The sequence below is a fragment of the Streptomyces sp. NPDC111507 genome, from assembly GCF_055638955.1.
Genome location: NZ_JBVKBU010000011.1, coordinates 272,379 through 293,612, shown reverse-complemented (window position 1 = coordinate 293,612; position 21,234 = coordinate 272,379). Strand labels below are relative to the sequence as shown.

At 72.1% G+C, this 21,234-nt stretch carries 18 protein-coding genes; 14 read left to right on the top strand and 4 right to left on the bottom strand.

Annotated features, from left to right (window positions below):
• Positions 1-273: 273 nt before the first annotated feature.
• Both ACZ7M2_RS35810 and mycP read left to right on the top strand, forming a co-directional pair.
• Positions 274-2,100, top strand: coding sequence for a hypothetical protein (locus tag ACZ7M2_RS35810; RefSeq protein WP_471598808.1), 1,827 nt, complete (start codon positions 274-276; stop codon positions 2,098-2,100).
• A complete protein-coding gene (gene mycP / locus ACZ7M2_RS35805) occupies positions 2,097-3,356 on the top strand; it encodes a type VII secretion-associated serine protease mycosin (RefSeq protein ID WP_471598807.1) in 1,260 nt (419 codons plus the stop codon). Before ACZ7M2_RS35810 ends, mycP begins: the two co-directional genes overlap by 4 nt.
• A gap of 100 nt (positions 3,357-3,456) precedes the next feature.
• Here the strand turns inward: mycP and ACZ7M2_RS35800 are convergent, their stop codons facing one another.
• Positions 3,457-4,428: a serine hydrolase gene (locus tag ACZ7M2_RS35800; protein ID WP_471598806.1), complete on the bottom strand. Its 972-nt coding sequence runs from the start codon at positions 4,426-4,428 to the stop codon at positions 3,457-3,459.
• A 149-nt stretch (positions 4,429-4,577) separates the two neighbouring features.
• Between ACZ7M2_RS35800 and ACZ7M2_RS35795 the strand changes: the two genes are divergently transcribed.
• Positions 4,578-5,309: an SseB family protein gene (locus ACZ7M2_RS35795; protein ID WP_054236134.1), complete on the top strand. Its 732-nt coding sequence runs from the start codon at positions 4,578-4,580 to the stop codon at positions 5,307-5,309.
• A 48-nt stretch (positions 5,310-5,357) separates the two neighbouring features.
• Here ACZ7M2_RS35795 and ACZ7M2_RS35790 read toward each other — a convergent pair whose 3' ends face one another.
• Positions 5,358-5,714, bottom strand: coding sequence for a DUF1844 domain-containing protein (locus tag ACZ7M2_RS35790; protein WP_054236133.1), 357 nt, complete (start codon positions 5,712-5,714; stop codon positions 5,358-5,360).
• A gap of 383 nt (positions 5,715-6,097) precedes the next feature.
• On the opposite strand from ACZ7M2_RS35790, the gene infC reads away from it, so the two are divergent.
• The 10 genes from infC (at position 6,098) to ACZ7M2_RS35740 (ending at position 18,360) form a co-directional block, all read left to right on the top strand.
• Positions 6,098-6,829 carry a translation initiation factor IF-3 gene (gene infC, locus ACZ7M2_RS35785; RefSeq protein WP_471598831.1) on the top strand — a complete coding sequence of 244 codons (732 nt, stop codon included), beginning with the start codon at positions 6,098-6,100 and terminating at the stop codon, positions 6,827-6,829.
• Between the two features lie 155 nt (positions 6,830-6,984).
• On the top strand, positions 6,985-7,179 hold the full coding sequence (rpmI, locus tag ACZ7M2_RS35780; protein ID WP_007829094.1) for a 50S ribosomal protein L35: 195 nt from the start codon (positions 6,985-6,987) through the stop codon (positions 7,177-7,179).
• 96 nt (positions 7,180-7,275) lie between these two features.
• The gene (gene rplT, locus ACZ7M2_RS35775) at positions 7,276-7,659 is read left to right on the top strand and encodes a 50S ribosomal protein L20 (RefSeq protein WP_054236131.1); all 384 of its coding nucleotides are present in this window, start codon (positions 7,276-7,278) and stop codon (positions 7,657-7,659) included.
• 985 nt (positions 7,660-8,644) lie between these two features.
• On the top strand, positions 8,645-9,502 hold the full coding sequence (locus tag ACZ7M2_RS35770) for a TrmH family RNA methyltransferase (protein ID WP_403694696.1): 858 nt from the start codon (positions 8,645-8,647) through the stop codon (positions 9,500-9,502).
• A 53-nt stretch (positions 9,503-9,555) separates the two neighbouring features.
• On the top strand, positions 9,556-10,776 hold the full coding sequence (locus ACZ7M2_RS35765; RefSeq protein WP_471598805.1) for a sensor histidine kinase: 1,221 nt from the start codon (positions 9,556-9,558) through the stop codon (positions 10,774-10,776).
• 180 nt (positions 10,777-10,956) lie between these two features.
• The gene (pheS, locus tag ACZ7M2_RS35760; RefSeq protein WP_352047978.1) at positions 10,957-12,081 is read left to right on the top strand and encodes a phenylalanine--tRNA ligase subunit alpha; all 1,125 of its coding nucleotides are present in this window, start codon (positions 10,957-10,959) and stop codon (positions 12,079-12,081) included.
• Entirely contained in the window at positions 12,081-14,585 is a 2,505-nt protein-coding gene (gene pheT / locus ACZ7M2_RS35755) for a phenylalanine--tRNA ligase subunit beta (RefSeq protein WP_471598804.1), read from the top strand. Before pheS ends, pheT begins: the two co-directional genes overlap by 1 nt.
• Positions 14,586-15,134: 549 nt before the next feature.
• Positions 15,135-16,088 carry a PP2C family protein-serine/threonine phosphatase gene (locus ACZ7M2_RS35750; protein WP_471598830.1) on the top strand — a complete coding sequence of 318 codons (954 nt, stop codon included), beginning with the start codon at positions 15,135-15,137 and terminating at the stop codon, positions 16,086-16,088.
• 248 nt (positions 16,089-16,336) lie between these two features.
• Positions 16,337-17,677, top strand: a complete 1,341-nt coding sequence (locus ACZ7M2_RS35745) for a transcriptional regulator (RefSeq protein WP_352047976.1) — start codon at positions 16,337-16,339, stop codon at positions 17,675-17,677.
• Positions 17,678-17,784: 107 nt separating this feature from the next.
• Positions 17,785-18,360: an NUDIX hydrolase gene (locus ACZ7M2_RS35740; protein WP_067365642.1), complete on the top strand. Its 576-nt coding sequence runs from the start codon at positions 17,785-17,787 to the stop codon at positions 18,358-18,360.
• Here the strand turns inward: ACZ7M2_RS35740 and ACZ7M2_RS35735 are convergent.
• Positions 18,357-18,614, bottom strand: coding sequence for a hypothetical protein (locus ACZ7M2_RS35735; RefSeq protein ID WP_054236124.1), 258 nt, complete (start codon positions 18,612-18,614; stop codon positions 18,357-18,359). The two genes, ACZ7M2_RS35740 and ACZ7M2_RS35735, sit on opposite strands and share 4 nt — an antisense overlap.
• 225 nt (positions 18,615-18,839) lie before the next feature.
• Positions 18,840-19,700, bottom strand: coding sequence for a 3-hydroxybutyryl-CoA dehydrogenase (locus tag ACZ7M2_RS35730; RefSeq protein WP_352047975.1), 861 nt, complete (start codon positions 19,698-19,700; stop codon positions 18,840-18,842).
• Between the two features lie 238 nt (positions 19,701-19,938).
• Here ACZ7M2_RS35730 and ACZ7M2_RS35725 point away from each other — a divergent pair, with 238 nt between their 5' ends.
• A complete protein-coding gene (locus ACZ7M2_RS35725) occupies positions 19,939-21,225 on the top strand; it encodes a glycoside hydrolase family 10-like protein (RefSeq protein WP_471598829.1) in 1,287 nt (428 codons plus the stop codon).
• The last annotated feature ends 9 nt before the right edge of the window (positions 21,226-21,234 follow it).

Below are 21,234 nucleotides of genomic sequence, written 5' to 3'. Positions count from 1 at the left end.
CCACCGCCTCCCTCGGAGGGCCGCACCGGCTCCACGCCCTCCCGCCCGGTGACCCCGCCGCGGCCCGCACAGGCCCCGACGAGCGGGGAGCGCGAACCGTCCGGCCGGGCGATCCCGCCGCGGCCCGCACAGTCTCCGGCGGGTGGGGAGGGCGTGCCTTCCTGGTCGGCGACCCCGCCCCGGCCCGAACGGTCTCCGAGGAGCGAGGGCGGTGTGCCGACCCGTGCGGCGACCGCACCGACGCCGGAGATGTCTCCCGGGAGTGGGAATCCGGTGCCCCCGCAGAGGCCCGAAGCGCCGACCGCGGGGGGCGTCACGCCGCCGCCGACCCCGCCGCGACCCGAGCAGTCCCCCGCGGGCGGGGACGCGATGCCGCCCCGCCCGAAGTACCTGCCCTCGGGCGCCACTTGGCGGCCGCGTCCGGCCGAGCCGCCCGTGGGCGGCGAGCCCTGGTCGCTGCCGAGCCCGCAGGAACCGCCCGCGGCCACCGCCCCGGTGCCCCGCCGGACGGACCCGTCCGCGGTGGGCGAGTCCTGGACGCTCCCCGACTCCGGTGAACTGCCCGCGACAGGCGCCCCGCGCCGCCCGGCGGAGCGGCCCACCACGGCTGACGCCCCCGCCGCGCGCGCACCCCGGCAGAGCCGCCCGTCCCCGGCGGACGACACCATGACGCCGCCCCGCGCGGGCGCCGCCTCCCCGTCACCTGGTCCGTCCACCGCCGGGACACCGCGGTCGGGCAGTGAGCCCCGTACCCCGTCGTCGCCCGACACTGCCGGGGCGCCCCGCGCGGGCGGTCCCCGGCGGCCGGTGTCGGCCGGTTCCCCGACGGACGCGGTCCCGCGCTCAGGTGAGGCGTCCGACACCTCCGGTGACGTCATGGCCCGCCCGGACGGCGGCGGTACCCGGGCGGCGCGCCCCTTCCGGCTCTCGCACGACCCGAAACCGTCGGCGGGGCCGTCCTCCGCCGGTACGGCGTCCCCGCAGGCGCCGGGTGCCACCGGCACCCCTGAGCCCCCGCGCCACGAGCCGGCGCATCCCGGCTTCCCCGGCCGGCGCACCACCATCCCCGCGTCCCCGCCCCCGCCCCCGGCCTCCGCCCGCTTTCCCGACGCCCCGCCCGCCGGCCGGCACCCCGGTGTGCCGCATCCCGGCCCGGCCCGGCGGACGCCCGTACCCGAGGACGGGATCACGGAGACGACCACGCGGCTGCGCCCCGTCCCCGCGGAGCGGCCCGTCGAACCGTCCGTCCCCGCGAGCCCGGCCCCCGGCACGGCACGCCCGTACGTGTCGTTCGCGGAGCCCGAGACCTACGACGACACCACGCGCCCGCGCCACGTCGGCGCGCGTACCCGGCCCCGGGCGGCAGCGGCCGCGGCCTGCGTCGTGCTGGGCCTCGGCCTCATCGGCGGCGCGGCGGCCGGGAGCTGGCTGACCGGCGACGGCACGGGCGCGGACGGTGCGCACAGCGCCTTCGTGGCGGCCGGAAGCATGTGGCACAGCGTGCCCGTGGACCAGCTCTTCCCGCCCACCGTGCAGGGCCAGGGCGCGGGCCCCGGCGGCGCCGACCGCACCTGGACCCGACTCGCCGTCGTCCCGGACAGCGGCTGCGCGAACGCGTTCGATCCGCTCCTGAGCAAGGCGCTCGCCCCAGCAGGCTGTCTACGGCTGCTGCGGGCCACGTACACGGACGCGACCCGCAGTCAGGTCACCACCGTGGGCCTGCTGTTCACCAAGGCGGACCCGGCGGCCATGACCGCGCTGAAGAACCGTTTCCAGCAGGAAGGCCTCGGCCGGCGCACCGATCTGATGCCCCGTCCGTACGCCGCCAAGGGCACCGTCGCCGCCGGGTTCGGCGACGCCCAGCGCGCGTCCTGGACGGTGTCGGTGCTCACCGACGCGCCCGTGGTCGTCTACGCCGTCACCGGCTTCGCCGACGGCCGTATCGTCACCGCACCGCAGCCCGCCGCGGACGCCATCAAGCCCGGTGCGACCACGGCCCCGGCCCAGGCGGGCCTGGGCCACGACGCACAGGGCCTCGCCGACCGCATCGAGCGCAGCCTGCGCAAAACCGTCGGCTCGGCCACGGAGAAGCCGTCATGACCCGCAAGGCCACCCGCAGGGCCACCACCGGCGAGGCCACCCACGAGGCCGCCCGTAAGGCATCCCGCAGGGCCACCCGCAGGGCCGGAGCCCTGAGCGTCCTGGTGGCCGCCTCCCTCGCCCTGCTCCCGTCCACCGCCGCGCACGCCGACGGCATACGCGCCCAGCAGTGGGCCCTCGACGCGATGCACACCCAGCAGGCCTGGCGCACCACGAAGGGCCAGGGCATCACGGTCGCGGTCCTCGACACGGGCGTCGACGACCAGCATCCGGACCTGGCCGGCAACGTCCTCACCGGAAAGGACATGGTCGGCTTCGGGGCGCAGCGCGGTGACCGCGCTTGGGCCCGGCACGGCACCGCGATGGCCGGGATCATCGCCGGCCACGGGCACGGCGTCGGCAACGGCGACGGAGTCCTCGGCATCGCCCCCGAGGCGAAGATCCTCCCCGTCCGCGTCATCCTCGAAGACGGCGACTCGGCCCGTACGAGGGCCCGCAACACCCGTGGCAACGCCCTCGCCGAAGGCATCCGCTGGGCCACCGACCAGGGCGCCGACGTCATCAACCTCTCCCTCGGCGACGACTCCAAGTCCGCCCATCCCGAGCCCGCCGAGGACGCCGCCGTCCAGTACGCCCTGAAGAAGGGCGCGGTCGTCGTCGCCTCGGCCGGCAACGGCGGTGAGAAGGGCGACCACATCTCGTACCCGGCGGCCTACCCGGGCGTGATTGCGGCCACGGCCGTCGACCAGAACGGCACCCGCGCCTCGTTCTCCACCCGCCGCTGGTACGCCACCGTCAGCGCCCCCGGCGTCGACGTCGTCATCGCCGATCCGGACGACAAGTACTACGAGGGCTGGGGCACCAGCGCCGCCTCCGCGTTCGTCTCCGGCGCGGTCGCGCTCATCAAGGCGGCCCACCCGGGCCTGTCCCCGGCGCAGATCAAGAAGCTCCTGGAGGACACCGCCCGCAACGCCCCCAGCGGCGGGCGCGACGACTCCCGCGGCTTCGGCTTCATCGACCCCGCGGCGGCCATCGAGGCCGCAGGCCGCCTCAAACCGGACAGCACCCACGCGGCGGCGTACGGCAAGAAGTACTTCGGTACGGGCCCCGACGCCGCCCCGGACGACAACCAGCCGTCCGGCTGGCTGGGCCCGGCGGCGGGCGGCGCGGGCGTGGTCCTGCTGGCCGCGTCGGTGATCCTGTGGCGAGGCCGCAGGTTCTCAGCGCCGGACGCATCGGGCGACCTGCCCCTTTAGGGGCGCGGGGAACTGCTTCAGGGGCGCCGGGAACTGCGCGCCCAGCCACGACGCACCCGCACCCGAACGGACACCCCGCACCTTCACGGCTCCCCCGAACTCACGCGGAGCCGAACGCGGCCACCGCCGCCTTCGCCGCCGCCTCCACCACCGAGATCCCCTTGGCCTTGGTCGTGTTGCCGTTGGACAGCGCCGCCACCAGGTACTCGTCCCCGTCGACGGCGACCCGGCCAATGCTGTTGATGTCCCACAGCCCGGTCGAACTCCGCGCCAGCCACCCGTTCTTGAGGGCCCACTGCGTGCCGTCGGCCGCCGCCGACACCCCCCAGTGCTGATCGGCGGCGATCTCGCCCATCAGCCCCTGGAGATACGTGCGCGAGGCCTCGCTGAGTTCGGAGTCGTCCCCGAACACCTGCTGGAGCAGGGTGAGCTGGTCGGCCGCCGTGGTCTGAGTCAGCCCCCACAGCGCACCGTCCCCGCCGGAGGTACCGGTCAGCCCGAACCGCTCGTTCGCGGCGTCGAGACCGTCCGCCTGCCCGATGATGTCCCACAGCGCGGACGCGGACACGTTGTCACTGTTCGTGATCATCGCGGTGGCGTACGTCTTCTCCGCCGCCGTCAGATGCCGGTCCGCGTCCTGTGCCTGGAGCAGCAGCGTCGCGAGGATGTCGACCTTGACGATGCTGGCCGTGTCGAAGGCTCCCTCGCCGTAGGCGGCGCCCTCGCCGGAGTCGATGTCGAACACCGCGACCGAGACCGCCGCGCCGTCTTCCAACGCCACGGCCTTCATCGCCTTGGCGAGCAGGGCGTCCCGCTCCACCGTGGGATCCGTCACAGGTTCCACCGATGCCTCCTGGCTGGGGGACGACGACGCGGCCGACGCCGAGGACGACGTACCCGGCGATGCCGAGGGGGAGGATACGAGGCTCCCGCGGTCGTGCGCCTGTGCCTTCACGTAGACGGCACCCGCCGCCGTACCGCCCACGAGGACGGCGGAAGCCACGACGGTGTGGACGAGGGTCCTGCGTCCGGAGCGGCGGATGCGACGCCGACGAGCTCTGTCAGGGGACATCCCGCGATGCTCGGGGTGGTGCCTGTGCCGGGCGTTGGACGCGTGTGAGAGGTGCGTCAGCGAAAGCTGAGAATCCCGTGAAAGCTGTCAACGCCAGGTTTCAGGGCCCGCACAAGACCAGCAGCATCCCCCCGATAGGGTCGGGGACCGTGGCGAACAAGAACATTCCCGACTCCGGCTTCCCCGACGACGACGGCTCCGCCGATCCCCGGCTGAGCGCGGCACTCGCGGCCTGGGCCGAGGACCGCACCGCCGTGGGGCCGGTCCTGGAGGCGCTCAAGGGCGCCCGGCTCCTCGTGCCCGTCGTGGCCGTCCTCGGCGAGGTCGAGGAGGACGAGAACGGGCTGCGTCACGAGAAGACCAGCGACATGGCGGTGCCCACCCTGAAGGCAGGCCACCGCACGGCCCTGCCCGCCTTCACCTCCACCGAGTCGCTGGCCCGCTGGGACCCGGCGGCCCGCCCCGTCGCCGTACCCCTGCACCAGGCACTGCAGGCCGCCGCGCACGAGAAGGCCGACACGGTCGTCCTCGATCTGGCCGGTCCGGTGCCGTACGAACTGACCGGCTCGGCGCTGCTCGCCCTCGCCGAGGGGCGTACGACGGCGGACCCGCTCGCCGATCCCGCCGTGGTCGAGGCGGTACGCGCCGCCGTGGCCGCCGAGCCCGCCGTACTCCGCGCCCACCTGGGCCCCGGCCAGGCCGACGGCACGCTCGCGCTGGTACTGGACCCGACCGCGGCCCCGGCCGAAGCCGCCCGCGCGCTCGCCGGGCGGCTCGCCGCCGACGAAACGCTGAGGGCCCGCCTGGTGCGCGGTCTCGACCTGGCACTGCTGCCGGCCGGGACGACGCCACCGGGCGAGCCCTTGTACGTACGTCAGTAGAAAGCGGGAGCGGGAGAGGAACCAAGGCCCTCTTCGGCGGATCAGGATCTAGCCGTAGATCGGGCCCGTGTACTTCTCGCCCGGGCCCTGGCCCGGCTCGTCCGGGACGATCGACGCCTCGCGGAACGCCAGCTGCAGCGACTTCAGGCCGTCGCGCAGCGGGGACGCGTGGAAGGAGCTGATCTCGGTCGCGCTCGCGTCCAGCAGTCCGGCCAGCGCGTGGATCAGCTTGCGCGCCTCGTCGAGGTCCTTGTACTTGTCGCCCTCCTCGGTCAGACCGAGCTTCACGGCGGCGGCGCTCATCAGGTTGACGGCGACCGTCACGAGGACCTCGACCGCGGGGACCTCGGCGATGTCGCGGGTCATGCTGTCGAAGTCGGGGTTCTGGGGAGGGGTGTCACTCATGTCCCACACGATAGGCCCCGGCACGCAGGCACCCGTCCGCGGGAGCGCGGAGGCGCTCGGTTAGCGCGGGCCCGGGGGAGCTGCTAACCTTGTGTAACGACCGGCCGGATGCGCCCAGACGTATGTCAGCGTGCTCGGCCCACAAGTGGAGGCTCCGATCTCCCACCCGACCGTCCTCACGGATGGCGGGTCACCCGGTCAGGCGGCCACCACCGTTCCGTACGGACGGTGGAGTCGCCCGAATGTGCGCCCCGCGGTTCACCGCGGCGGTGCTCCGGTATTCCTTGGAGCCCCGCCTGTGTACCGTCCGGGGCATTTTTTCATGCCCCGCGGTGGTTGGTCCCATGTCATCAGAGACATACGCGGCTGTCCGCCAGACCGCCGTGTGGTGCTACCGAGGAGGATCCATCAGCACCGAGCCCCGCATTAACGACCGGATTCGCGTTCCCGAGGTGCGACTTGTCGGTCCCAGCGGCGAGCAGGTCGGGATTGTTCCGCTTGCCAAGGCGCTGGAGCTTGCGCAGGAGTACGACCTCGACCTGGTCGAGGTGGCGGCGAGCGCGCGTCCGCCGGTCTGCAAGCTCATGGACTACGGGAAGTTCAAGTACGAGTCGGCCATGAAGGCCCGTGAGGCGCGCAAGAACCAGGCGCACACGGTCATCAAGGAAATGAAGCTCCGGCCGAAGATCGACCCGCACGACTATGACACCAAAAAGGGTCACGTCGTCCGGTTCCTCAAGCAGGGCGACAAGGTCAAGATCACGATCATGTTCCGCGGTCGCGAGCAGTCCCGGCCGGAGCTCGGCTACCGACTGCTGCAGCGTCTGGCTTCGGACGTCGAGGACCTCGGGTTCGTCGAGTCGAACCCGAAGCAGGACGGCCGAAACATGATCATGGTTCTCGGTCCGCACAAGAAGAAGACCGAGGCGATGGCCGAGGCCCGTGAGGCCCAGGCGGCTCGCAAGGCTGAAGCGAAGGCCAACCCCGGTCGCTCGCAGAACGCCGCCGACGGTGAGATCGCCGAGGGTGAGATCGCCGAGGGCGAGACCTCCGAGGCCGAGACCTCCGAGGCCGAGACCGCCGAGGCCCCGGCCGAGGCTTCCGCCGAGGCCTGATCCCAGGGCGAAGGCTCCGGGGAGTCCGGGACGACAGTCCATGGAGTCCACGGGACGTGAGTCCGGGGATGTCAATCGATACATACATGACGTTCCACCGTGCCCGGTTTAACGACCGGGCACCGGAACGCCACTGACGAGGAGAGAACGGCGCTATGCCGAAGAACAAGTCGCACAGCGGTGCCAGCAAGCGCTTCAAGGTCACCGGCTCCGGCAAGGTGCTCCGTGAGCGCGCCGGCAAGCGCCACCTGCTCGAGCACAAGTCGTCGCGCCTGACGCGCCGCCTCACCGGCAACGCCGAGATGGCCCCGGGCGACGCCAAGAAGATCAAGAAGCTTCTCGGCAAGTGACGTCGGGCGCGCACCGCGCGCCTGATCTCCGACCGGGACCCAATCGATTTCGGGCCGTGTGACGACAGCCACGGCCCCGCTACAAGGAGTTAAAAAGTGGCACGCGTCAAGCGGGCAGTCAACGCCCACAAGAAGCGCCGGGCGATCCTCGAGGCGGCCTCCGGCTACCGCGGTCAGCGTTCGCGCCTGTACCGCAAGGCCAAGGAGCAGGTCACCCACTCGCTGGTCTACAACTACAACGACCGCAAGAAGCGCAAGGGCGACTTCCGTCAGCTGTGGATCCAGCGCATCAACGCCGCTGCCCGCGCCAACGGCATCACGTACAACCGCTTCATCCAGGGTCTGAAGGCCGCGAACATCGAGGTCGACCGCAAGATCCTGGCCGAGCTGGCCGTGAACGACGCCGGTGCGTTCGCCGCGCTCGTCGAGGTCGCGCAGAAGGCGCTGCCGTCGGACGTCAACGCGCCGAAGGCCGCGTGACGCTCGCGCTCGCCTGAGCCGTACGTCGCTGTGGACCCGCTTGCCTCACGGCTTGCGGGTCCCGGTGCGTTTGGGCTCCGCCGGTCTGTCGGGGCACGCTGCGCGTTGGCGATGTCGGCGCGGCACCGCCGGATGCCGACGGATGCCGCCGTCGCGGCTGAGTACCGCGGCGCCGTACGGCACGTCGGCCGCGGGGGAATCCCGGCCCGGATCGGCACCGGACGCTACGCATGACGCGCCGCGTCCGGTGCCCCCACCGGGGAGGCGAGGCCCGCTCGCAACGCCGAAGCCCTCCGGCCGGGCAGCCGGTCGGCGACGGGGTCGCGCCCCGACGGACGCCTGGCCTCCGTCCCGGCCGGCGCCCGGTCTCCGGCGGGACACCCAGCCGTTTGGTTCCGGGTCTGCTGGTGGGGCTCTGTCTCGGCGGACGCCCGGTCTCCGGCGGGACACCCGACCCGTCGGCCCTGGGCCCGGCGGTGGGGTTCCGTTTCGGCGGAATGTGGCCTTGGGTCTACGGCGGGGACTGCCAGCTGGTTGGTTCCGGGTCCGGTGGTGGGGTTTCGCCTCGGCCGGTGTCTGGTCTCCGGCGGGACACCCGACCCGTCGGCCCCGGGGCTCCGTTTCGGCGGATGTGGCCTTCGGCCTCCGGCGGGGACAAGCCGGTTGGTCCCGGGCCCGCTTCGTCCTGGTGGACGGGGTGTGCCGGGGATGGTGTGCTCTGTCGGCGCTCGGCTGGGCCGAGAGTCCGGCACCGCTCGTCGTACCTCGGCCGGACCGGGCGTCCGAGGCCGCCGGGATCGCGGTCAGCGGACGACGGCCGGTGACGGCAGGCGGCTCGTCGGCCCGGTTCCCGAAACCCGGACCCGGAATCAGGCCCGGCCGCGGTCGGCATGGACACACAGACCCCGTTCTCGTCGTCTTCTCCGAGGGGACCCGGCCCCGCCCCACCCCAAGCCGACCCTCCGCAACCCCCTGAGGTGACCCCATGCCCGCCGACCCCGAGCTGATCTCCCCGCGCTCGCCGCGCGTAGCCGCCGCGCGGCGGCTCGCCCGGCGGAACTTCCGCGGCAAGGAACGGCTGTTCCTCGCCGAGGGACCGCAGGCCGTGCGCGAGGCGGCGGCGCACCGCGTCGACGAGGCGGCCACGCTCGTCGAACTGTTCGCGACCGTCGAGGCCGCGGAGCGCTACGCCGACATCGTCGGGGACGCCCGGGCCGCCGGAGCCCGGGTGCACCTCGCCGACGAGGAGGTGATCGCCGACATCTCGACCACCGTCACTCCGCAGGGGCTCGTCGGGATCTGCCGGTTCCTCGACACCCCCTTCGAGGAGATCCTCGCGGCCCGCCCCAAGCTCGTCGCCGTGCTCGCGCACGTGCGCGACCCCGGGAACGCCGGCACGGTGCTGCGGTGCGCCGACGCCGCCGGCGCCGAGGCCGTCGTACTCACCGACGCGTCCGTCGACCTGTACAACCCCAAGGCCGTACGGGCCTCGGTCGGTTCCCTCTTTCACCTGCCGGTGGCCGTCGGTGTGCCCGTGGAGGCAGCCGTGCAGGGTCTCAAGGACGCCGGCGTACGGATCCTCGCCGCCGACGGAGCGGGTGAGGACGACCTCGACGACGAGCTCGACAAGGGGACCATGGGCGGCCCCACCGCCTGGGTGTTCGGCAATGAGGCCTGGGGGCTCCCGGAGGAGACGCGCGCGCTGGCGGACGCCGTCGTGCGCGTACCGATCCACGGAAAGGCCGAGAGTCTGAACCTCGCGACGGCCGCCGCCGTATGTCTCTACGCGTCCGCCCGTGCACAGCGCGCCTCCGGAGGGTGCCGCTCCGTCACCGACAGCTAGTAGGGTGACGGGCTCGGGGGCCCACTGCGCCAGACGAGAGGTGGGGTACGGGGATGGGTGTCGGCACGAGCGGTGCGAAGAGCGCACCGCGCGCACGGGACGTGCGCGACACACCCGCGCTCCCGCGCGCCGGTCAGCACGACGATCGACTCGACGCCGATCATGACGCCGATCACGGCGTCGGCCTCGGTTCGCAACCGGGGGACGAACTCGGCATCGACCCCGACGACCTGCCCGACGGACTCGTCATCGCCGACGAGAACGGCCGGGTCATCCGCTTCAACGCCGCCGCCGCCCGCATCACCGCCGTCCCCGCCGCCGCCGCCCTCGGACGCCACCTGGAGTCGGCCCTTCCCCTGGAGGACCTCGAAGGCCGTCGCTGGTGGCAGCTGACCGACCCGTACGGCGGCCTCGCGATCCGCGTCGGACAGCCCGAGCGGAATCTGCTGCTCCCCGGGGGACGTGAAGTGCTCGTCTCCGCGCGCTACGTACGCACCGCGCCCACCGGGCCCGTCCGCCGCGTCGTCGTCTCGCTGCGCGACACCGAGGCCCGCCGCCGCACCGAGCGCAGTCACGCCGAGCTGATCGCCACGGTCGCCCACGAGCTGCGCTCCCCGCTCACCTCGGTCAAGGGCTTCACCGCCACCCTGCTCGCCAAGTGGGAACGCTTCACCGACGACCAGAAGAAACTCATGCTGGAGACCGTCGACGCCGACGCCAACCGGGTCACCCGGCTCATCGCCGAACTGCTCGACATCTCCCGCATCGACTCCGGCCGACTGGAAGTGCGCCGCCAGCCCGTCGACATCGGCGCCGCCGTCGGCCGCCACATCCAGGCGTACGTCACCTCGGGCCAGCCCGCCGACCGCTTCCTGCTGCGCCTCGAACAGCCCCTGCCGCCCCTGTGGGCCGACCCGGACAAGATCGACCAGGTGCTGAGCAACCTGCTCGAAAACGCGGTGCGGCACGGCGAGGGAACCGTCACTATTGACGTCACGCCCTCGGCGTCCCCGCGCGAGCGTGAGGACGGCGAGAACGCGGCCACGTCGGTCACCGTGAGCGACGAGGGCACCGGCATCCCGGAGGAGTCCATGAACCGCGTCTTCACCCGCTTCTGGCGGGGCAGCAAGCGCGGCGGCACGGGCCTCGGGCTGTACATCGTCAAGGGCATCGTCGAGGCCCACGGCGGCACCATCACGGTCGGCCGCGCCCCCGGCGGCGGTGCCGAGTTCCGATTTACGTTGCCCGTGGGCACCCCGGCGTACCTGCTGTAACGCCGAAGAGGCCCCACGGGCGCGGTCGTACCGGAGCCACCCCTCGGACTGCGCGTCCGAGGTCGGCTCCCACCCCGTTAGACTCGGCCTTTGGCACCTTTGCGTCCCCGTTTCAGGGACCATGCGTCCCCCGAGTCGGGACGGGGACCATCCGCCAGCCAACCGGAAGCACGGGAAGAGATGTCGGCACCGAATAAGTCGTACGACCCTGTAGAGGTCGAGGCCTTGAAACCGGAAGAGATCGAGCGCATGCGGGACGAGGCGCTCGCCGCCTTCGCCGCCGCCGGTGACCTCGACGCGCTCCAGGAGGCCAAGGTCGCCCACACCGGCGGCACCTCGCCGCTGGCCCTCGCCAACCGCGAGATCGGCGCCCTGCCCCCGCATGCCAAGGCAGCCGCGGGCAAGCTCGTCGGCCAGGCCCGGGGCGCGGTGAACAAGGCCCTCGGCGCCCGCCAGGCCGAGCTGGAGGCCGAGCGCGACGCCCGGGTACTGGTCGAGGAGGCGGTGGACGTCACGCTGCCGTACGACCGCGTACCCGCCGGCGCCCGCCACCCGCTGACGACCATGATGGAGCGCGTCGCGGACGTCTTCGTGTCCATGGGATACGAGATCGCCGAGGGCCCCGAGGTCGAGGCGGAGTGGTTCAACTTCGACGCCCTGAACTTCACGCCCGACCACCCGGCCCGGCAGATGCAGGACACCTTCTTCGTCGAGGGCCCGACGGGCGATCACGGCGAGTCCGGTGTCGTGCTGCGCACCCACACCTCGCCCGTGCAGGCCCGCGCCATGCTGGACCGTGAGCCGCCCGTCTACGTCGTCTGTCCCGGCCGGGTGTTCCGCACGGACGAGCTGGACGCCACGCACACCCCGGTCTTCCACCAGATCGAGCTCCTCGCCGTGGACGAGGGCCTGACCATGGCCGACCTCAAGGGCACCCTGGACCACATGGTCCAGTCGCTCTTCGGCGCCGACATGAAGACCCGGCTGCGCCCGAACTACTTCCCCTTCACCGAGCCGTCCGCCGAGATGGACATGCTCTGCTACGTCTGCAAGGGCGAGTCCGTCGGCAACCCCGACCGCCCCTGCCGGACCTGCTCCTCCGAGGGCTGGATCGAGCTGGGCGGCTGCGGCATGGTCAACCCGCGGGTGCTGGTCGCCTGTGGCGTCGACCCGCAGAAGTACAGCGGATTCGCCTTCGGGTTCGGCATCGAGCGGATGCTGATGTTCCGCCACAACGTCGAAGACATGCGAGACATGGTCGAGGGTGACGTCCGGTTCACCCGGCCGTTCGGGATGGAGATCTGATGCGGGTCCCGCTTTCTTGGCTGCGGGAGTACGTCGACCTGCCGGCGACGGAGACCGGCCGCGACGTCCAGGCCAAGCTCATTTCGGCAGGCCTCGAGGTCGAGACCGTCGAGCAGCTCGGCGCCGACCTCAAGGGTCCCCTGGTCGTCGGCCAGGTGCAGTCCATCGAGGAGCTGGAGGGCTTCAAGAAGCCCATCCGCTTCTGCCTCGTCGACGTCGGCACCGCCAACGGCACCGGCGAGCTCCAGGAGATCGTCTGCGGTGCCCGCAACTTCGCCGTCGGTGACAAGGTCGTCGTGGTCCTGCCCGGCGCCGTGCTGCCCGGCAACTTCGCGATCGCCGCGCGCGAGACGTACGGCAAGACCTCGCACGGCATGATCTGCTCCGGCGACGAGCTGGGCATGGGCGACGACGGCAGCGGCGGCATCATCGTCCTGCCGCCGGAGGTCGAGGTCGCCACCGACGCGATCGAGCTGCTCCAGCTCGTCGACGAGGTCCTCGACATCGCCGTCACGCCCGACCGCGGCTACGCCCTGTCGCTGCGCGGTGTGGCCCGAGAGGCTGCCATCGCCTACGGCCTGCCGCTGCTCGACCCCGCGCTGCTCGACGTACCGGCCCCGAACGCGTTCGGCTACCCGGTCCGGGTCTCCGACCCGATGGGCTGCGACCGCTTCACCGCGCGGACGGTGACGGGCCTCGACCCCGAGACCCTCTCGCCGATCTGGCTGCGCCGCCGCCTCCAGAAGGCGGGCATGCGCCCGATCTCGCTCGCCGTCGACATCACCAACTACGTGATGCTGGAGCTCGGCCAGCCCCTGCACGCGTACGACCGCACCCGCGTCCAGGGCGCGATCGGTGTGCGCCGGGCCGAGCAGGGCGAGAGGCTCACCACCCTCGACGGCGTCACGCGCACGCTGGACGCCGAGGACCTGGTCATCACCGACGACCGTGGCGCCATCGGCCTCGCGGGCGTCATGGGCGGCGCGAACACGGAGATCGACGACACCGAGGGCACCACCACCGAGGTCGTCATCGAGGCCGCGCACTTCGACGCGCTCTCGATCGCCCGCACCGCCCGCCGTCACAAGCTGGCCTCCGAGGCGTCCAAGCGCTTCGAGCGCGGCGTCGACCCGCAGGCCGCCTCGGCCGCCGCCCAGCGCACGGTCGACCTCCTCGTCCTCCTCGCCGGCGGCACCGCCGACGCCGGGGTCACCGAGGTCATCGCGCCCTCCGCGCCGCACAGCATCACCATCCCGGCGAACCACCCGGACAAGGTGGCCGGTGTCGACTACGGCCGCGAGACCGTCGTCCGCCGCCTCCAGCAGGTCGGCTGCGACGTCTACGGGCAGGACGAGCTGATCGTCACCGTGCCGTCCTGGCGGCCCGACCTGACGGACCCGAACGACCTGGCCGAAGAGGTCATCCGGCTCGAGGGCTACGAGAACCTGCCCTCGACCCTGCCGAAGCCCCCCGCGGGCCTGGGTCTGACCGGCAGGCAGCGGCTGCAGCGCCGGATCGGCCGCGCGCTGGCCGGCGCCGGATACGTCGAGGCGCTGAACTACCCGTTCATCGGCGAGCACGTCTTCGACCAGCTCGGCCTGGCCGCCGACGACCCGAAGCGCAAGGTCGTCAAGCTGGTCAACCCGCTCTCCGACGAGGAGCCCGCACTCCGTACGACGCTGCTGCCGGGCCTGCTGCACGCCCTGCGCCGCAACGACGGCCGCGGCAGCCACGACCTGGCGCTCTTCGAGACCGGGCTCGTCTTCCAGCCGCAGGACGAACTGCGCGTCGCGGGCCGCCTGCCCGTCGACCGCCGTCCCACCGACGAGGAGATCGCGTCCCTCACGGCCGCGCTCCCCGTCCAGCCCCGGCACGCCGCCGTCGTCCTCGCGGGCGCCCGCGAGCAGGCCGGCTGGTGGGGCAAGGGCCGCCCGGCCGACTGGGCCGACGCGATCGAGGCCGCGCGCTCGCTGGCCCGCGAGGCGGGGGCCGAACTCCTCGTCCGTGCCGGGCAGTACGGGCCGTGGCACCCGGGTCGCTGCGCCGAACTGGCCGTCGCCGTCGACGGCCAGGAGAAGGTCATCGGGTACGCCGGTGAGCTGCACCCCGGTGTCCTGAAGACCCTGGGTCTGCCCGCGCGCACCTGTGCGATGGAGCTCGACCTGGACGCGCTGGAGCAGGCGAGCGCGGGCCTCCCCAAGGGCCCGAAGGTCTCGACCTTCCCGGTCGCCACCCAGGACGTGGCTCTGGTCGTCGACAAGACCGTCCCGCACGTGGACGTCGAGGCGGCGCTGCGTGAGGGCGCGGGTGAACTCCTTGAGTCCATCCGGCTGTTCGACGTCTATGAGAACAGTGAGCAGCTCGGCGAGGGCAAGAAGTCCCTGGCCTACGCGCTGCGGTTCCGCGCCGACGACCGGACGCTGACCGTCGACGAGGCCTCCGCGGCGCGTGACGTGGCCGTGGCGCTCGCCGCTGAGCGCACGGGAGCGGTGTTGCGGAGCTAGCTCCGCACGGCAGTGCCGGGGAACTGCGGGTCGTCCTTCGGCCGCGCGGATGGCGTGGCTGGGCGCGCAGTTCCCCGCGCCCCTTTGGGGCGCGCGTCCCCTGGCCCACCTGCATAAATGCGGTTGTCCGAAGCTGTGTCACTCATTCGGGTGGCAAGTCGGGGCGATCTGGCCCGATCGGGGCATACGGTCGACAGAATCGGACCGGCCTCTTGAAGGTCGTCTGCGCTGTCAGGGCCTATTGGGGGGCCAATCGGCATGATCCGTATCAAGGCTGGGGCTCCCCGCAGGGCGACGTCCCGGACGAATTCGCGGGGGCCGGCCCGAGTGGGCCTCCGGGCGCGACCCCGGGGGAGTGGTCTGCGGGCCGGGCTCGTCCGGGCGGTGAGCCGGGGCGGACCGCGCGTGCGACTGGCCCGGACGGTCCACGGCGGCGGTCCGCCGGACGGCCTCGACCGGACGGTGCGCCGGGCCGAGCGGCGGACCCTGCGGCGGGTACTGAGCCTGGGGCTGCCGACCGCCTGGGGTGCGATCGCCATCACGTACAGAATGACCTGCCCGCTCGCCCAGCGGGACGGCCTCGAGGCGCGGATCGTCACCAGCGCCGTCTTCTTCGCCGTCGGCACCGGGCTGATCCTCCACGTCAGACGGGCGCTGCTGCGGGAGCTGAGGCAGATCCGCAAGGTCGCGGGCGCCGCCCAGAGCGTGCTGCTGCGACCGCTGCCTCCGCGCATCGACGGCCTCAACATCGCCGCTGCCCAGCTCTCCGCCGACCATGGCGCGAACATCGGTGGTGACCTGTACGAGGTGATCGCCACCGAGCACGGTGTACGGGTCGTCATGGGCGACGTGCGCGGACACGGCCTCGGCGCCATCGCAACCGTCGCCGCCGTCCTCGGCAGCTTCCGCGAGGCCGTGCACGACGAACCCGAACTCGCCTGTGTGCTCCGGCGGCTGGAACGGGCCCTGGCCCGGCATCTGCGCGAGCGGGCGCGCGCCGAACACCCCTCGGCGGGCCCGGAACCCGACAGCCCGGTCGCCGAGGAGTTCGTCACCGTACTTCTTCTGGAGATCCGCGGTGACGGCGAGGTCTACGCCCTCAACTGCGGTCACCCGTCGCCGTACCGGCTCGCCGCCGGTCGCGTGGAACCACTCACGGGAGCCGAACCGCTGCCCCCGCTCGGCCCGTTCCCGCTCCCCGCCGAACTGGCGGCCAGCCTCTGCTGCCGACTCCTCCCCGGCGAGGCCCTGTTCCTGCACACCGATGGAGTGGAGGACGCCCGCGACGCCCACGGCTGCTTCTTCCCCTTGCCCGCCACGCTCGCCGAGGCCGTCCGTACCCAGCCCGTCTCCCCGCAGACCGTTCTCAGGGCGGTCTTCACCCGCCTGTTGCGCCACACCGGTGGCAGACCGTCGGACGACGTGGCCGTACTGATCCTCTGCAACGACCGCAGCCGAGTCCCGACACAGCAGGGCCGCACCGTTGCCCGGCACATCAGGTGAACGCCGGATCCCGCAGTGACGCCGCGCAACCGGCGGGGCCGAGCCGCCGCACTGTACGAGGGGGAGCCGGCGGCCCGGCCGGCCTCTTGCGAGGCATTTCAGTCAACCGGTAAGGAACTCTGCGCGACAGTGTGCACACGGTACGGATACGGGCATTCGGTTCACACCCCGTGTGAACGGGGACCCACAGGCACAGGGGACGGATTACTCTGACCGCACTGTCGCCACCGAGCCACCCGGGGGCCCGAATGCAGCCCAACACTCTGCTCGACGCGATACTCGACGAGGCCGGCATCTCGCACGCCGGACTCGCCGCGCATGTCAACCAGGCGGGGAGGGCACGCGGCCTCGCGCTCAGATACGAACACACAGCCGTGGCACGGTGGTTGAAGGGGCAGCGCCCGCGCGGCCAGGTACCCGACCTGATCTGCGAGGTGCTCGCGGTGCGCCTGCACCGGCCCGTCACCCTGGACGACATCGGCCTCGGCGTGCCCGGCGAGCCGTCCGCCCCGCACGGCTCCTCGCTCTCCGGCTTCGTGGAGCGCGCCACCGCCCTGTGGCGCTCCGACGAACAACAGCGCCCGCACCTCCTCGGCGCCCCGGCCGTCACCGGAACGCCCGCCGTGATGCCGGTGTGGGAGTGGGAGAACCCGCCCGAGGACGTGGACGTCTCGCGCGGCGGCCGCCACCACGTGAGCATGGCCGACATCGAGATGCTGCGCGCGGCCCGCGCCCACTACGAGCAGATGTACCGCAAGGCGGGCGGCGTGGCGACCCGCAGCCGGATCGTCGGTTTCCTCAACGCGGAGACCGCGCCCCTGCTGCGCGGCAGTTATCCCGACGCCACCGGCCGCCAGCTCCACCGTGCGACGGGCGGCCTCGTCGCCATCGCGGGGATCTGCGCCTACGACTCCGACGCGCACGGGCTCGCCCAGCGCTACTTCCACCAGGCGCTGCGGCTGGCGAAGGCCAGCGGGGACCGGGGACTCGGTGCCTATGTCATAGCCCTCCTCGTCAACCAGTCGCTGTTCATGCGCGAGCACCGGCAGGCCGTCGCCTTCGCGGAGGCCGCGCTGCGCGCCGCCGGGCGGCACATCACCCCGGCGCTCGCCTCGGACCTCTACGCCATGCAGGCGAAGGCGTACGCACACCTCGGCGACGGCAGCAGCGCGCTGTCCTGCATCCGGCGTGCCGAACAGGCCGCCGAGCGCATCCGGCGCGGTTACGAACCGGACGAGACCGGCTATGTCCAGCCCGGTCTGGTCAACGTACAGGTGGCGGAGGCACTGCTGAGCCTCGGTGACCTGGTGGCCGCCGCGGCGCACGCCGAGGCGGCCGTGGACACTCCGGCGCACGACCGGGGGCGCGTGCACCGTCTCGCGATGCTCAGTCAGATCGAGCTGCGGCAGGGGAATGCCGACAAGGCGGTGGCCACCGCCGTCCAGATGGCCGAGCAGGCCCGGGGGATGGAGTCCCAGCGGCTGCGCGACAGACTGCGCGCGGTACGCGAACACCTGGTGCGCAGCGGCTGTGCGGGCACGGCCGAGGCCGCCGAACTCATCGACGGAGCACTGCGCGTACCGCTGTAGACCACCGAGTCCCGCCGCCGCACCGTGCACTGTGCGCTGCTGTGCGCCTGCTGTCAGGACGCTCCTGCTGCGATATTGCCATCTACTCGGCGGAAGGTGGCAGAACCGTGCAGTGGACGAAACAGAACGAACAAACTGTGTACGCAAACCGCTGGTTCAGCGTCAATCTCGCAGATGTCGAGCTGCCGGACGGTCGGCACCTCGATCACTTTTTGATACGGCTGCGTCCCGTGGCCGTGGCCACGGTGGTGAACGAGGCCAATGAGGTGCTGCTCCTGTGGCGGCACCGCTTCATCACCGACAGCTGGGGCTGGGAACTCGCGGCGGGCGTCGTCGAGGACGGCGAGGACATCGCCGTAGCGGCGGCCCGCGAACTCGAGGAGGAGACCGGCTGGCGACCGGGACCCTTGCGCCATCTGATGAGCGTCGAGCCCTCCAACGGGCTCACCGACGCCCGGCACCACATCTTCTGGGCCGACGAAGGCGCGTACATCGGACACCCCGTGGACGACTTCGAGTCCGACCGTCGGGAATGGGTTCCCCTCAAGCTCGTTCCCGACATGGTCGCCCGCGGCGAGGTCCCGGCCGCCAATATGGCTGCCGCGCTACTCCTCCTGCATCACCTCAGGCTCGGGCAGGACGCGTTGCCCCGATCCATCCCCCCGCGGCGTCCTGAGCGTTAGCGCCCGAGAGCCTGCCAGACCGCCACGGCGAGTGCGCCCACGGCCGTGAGGGCCGCGATCGCGGGCAGTGGCCAGCGGGTGTGTTCCAGGGCGACGACCCGTGCGCTCAGGTCGTCGAGCTCCTTGGCGGTCTGTTCGGCGCGGTGACTGAGCAGGGCATGCCCTCCCTCGACGCGTGCGTATGCCACGTCGAGGCGACGGCGTAACTCTGCGAGTTCTCCATGGACCACGGGATGCTCCGGGTCGGCGGTCACGGGTCCGCTCCTTTCCGTAGTCGTCACATCCCTTGGATGCGCACGGAAAGTCAACTCGCCTGGTGGACACGTGGGGAGCGTGTGCGAGGGGCATATGCGAGCCCGGCGCGCACACGGTGTGTGAATGGTGCGGGCCCGGCGCCGAAAGGGGTGCCGGGCCCGCGCGTGCCTGAGTTTCACCGTACGTAATCAGGTGACGGTGCGAAAGGAAGCGACCGTACGTGATCAGGCGTAGGTGTAGAAGCCCGAGCCGGACTTCCGGCCGAGCCGGCCCGCGTCCACCATGCGCTGGAGCAGCGGGGGAGCGGCGTACAGCGGCTCCTTGTACTCCTCGTACATCGAATAGGCGACCGAGGCCACCGTGTCCAGGCCGATCAGGTCGGAGAGCTTGAGCGGGCCCATCGGGTGGGCGCAGCCCAGCTCCATGCCGTTGTCGATGTCCTCGCGGCTGGCGATGCCCGACTCGAACATCCGGATCGCGGAGAGCAGATACGGGATCAGCAGCGCGTTGACGACGAACCCGGAGCGGTCCTGGGCGCGGATCGCATGCTTGCCGAGGGCCTTCTCGGCGAACAGCTGAGCCCGGCTGAGGGTGCCCTCGGAGGTGGTGAGCGCCGGGATCAGTTCGACGAGCTGCTGCACCGGAGCCGGGTTGAAGAAGTGGATGCCGACGACCTGGTCGGGGCGCGAGGTGGCGACCGCGAGGCGCACCAGCGGGATGGAGGAGGTGTTGGAGGCGAGGATCGCGTCCTGCCGGGTCACCACCTGGTCGAGTACCTGGAAGATCTCGGTCTTCACCTGCTCGTTCTCGACGACCGCCTCGATCACCAGATCGCGGTCGGCGAACTCGCCGAGGTCGGTGGTGAAGCTGAGCCGCTCCTGGGTGGCGGTGAGCTCGTCCGCGGAGATCTTTCCGCGCTCGGCGGCCTTGGCGAGGGAGTTGAACAGCCGGGTACGGCCGATCTCCAGGGCCTCACCGGTGGTCTCGGCGACCTTGACGTCGAGACCCGCGCGAGCGCAGACCTCGGCGATGCCCGCTCCCATCTGGCCGCAGCCCACCACTCCGACGCGTTCGATGTCGGTCACATCGTCCCCTTCGCTGATCTACGGCTGTCGCAGGGCCCCCGTTGTTCGGTGCCTGCTCCGATCGTGCACGTCCCGTGCACGTTACTCCGAAGTATCGATGATCGATCGCCCGGGTGGGGCATGCTGGCCGAGGATACGATCCGTGATCGGACGGATCCGGAACGTGAAGGAGCGGGGTGCGGTGGGGCGGACGGCGGGGACGGGGCGGGGGTCACGGCGGGCGTTCACCGTGGCGGCGATGGCGGCGCTGACCGGTCTCGTCACGACGGGGGAGCCGGGCCTCACGGAGGGGGAGCCAGGTCCCGTCACGACGGCGGACCCGGGTCTCGGCTCGGCGGGGGACTCGGCTGCCGTACCCCGTTCCGGGGGAACCCGGGGGCCCGGTCGGCCACGGACGGCCTCCGAGCTGCGGGGCATGTGGCTGTCGACCGTCATCAACCGCGACTGGCCCTCGCGGGCCGGCCTGTCCGTCGCCCGGCAGCGCGCCGAACTCCTCGCCCACCTCGACAGGGCGGTCGACCGCCGCCTGAACGCCGTGTTCTTCCAGGTCCGCCCCACGGCCGACGCGTTCTGGCCCTCGTCGTACGAGCCGTGGTCGCAGTACCTCACCGGCGTCCAGGGCAGGCACCCCGGCTGGGACCCGCTCGGCACGGCGGTGCGGGAGGCCCACGCGCGCGGCCTCGAACTGCACGCCTGGTTCAACCCGTACCGCGTCGCGAACCACTCGGACCCCGGCAGACTCGTGGCGACCCACCCGGCCCGCAAGCACCCCGACTGGGTCGTCCCCTATGGCGGCAGGCTCTACTACAACCCCGGGCTGCCCGAGGTCCGCGCCTTCGTCCAGGACGCGATGCTCGACGCGGTGCGGTCGTACGCGATCGACGCCGTGCACTGGGACGACTACTTCTACCCCTACCCGGCCGAGGGCCAGGTCTTCGACGACGACGCCGCGTACCGGGCGCACGGCACGGGCTTCGCGGACCGGGCCGCCTGGCGGCGCGACAACATCGACAGACTGGTGCGGGAGACGGCCGGCCGCATCCCGCTGATCCGGCCCGGTACCCGCTTCGGGATCAGTCCGTTCGGGGTGTGGCGCAACAGTGCGACCGACCCGCGGGGCTCGGACACGCGGGCCGCCGTGCAGACGTACGACGATCTGTACGCCGACACCAGGAAATGGGTCCGCGAGCGATGGATCGACTACGTCGTCCCGCAGGTCTACTGGAACCTCGGCTTCGCCGCCGCCGACTACGCGAGGCTCGTGCCGTGGTGGGCGGCGGTCACCCAGGGCACGGGCGTGCAGCTGTATATCGGGGAAGCGCTCTACAAGGCCGGTGACCCCGCGCAGCCCGCGGCCTGGCAGGACCCGGCCGAACTCTCCCGGCACCTCACCTTCGCACGCGAACACACTCAAGTGCGCGGACACGTCTTCTTCTCCGCCAAGGAGGTCGACGGCGACCGCGTCGGAGCGATGGCGCGGGTCGTGACCGACCACTACCAGCGGCCGGCGCGACCCGCGCCCTGAATCTCTGCC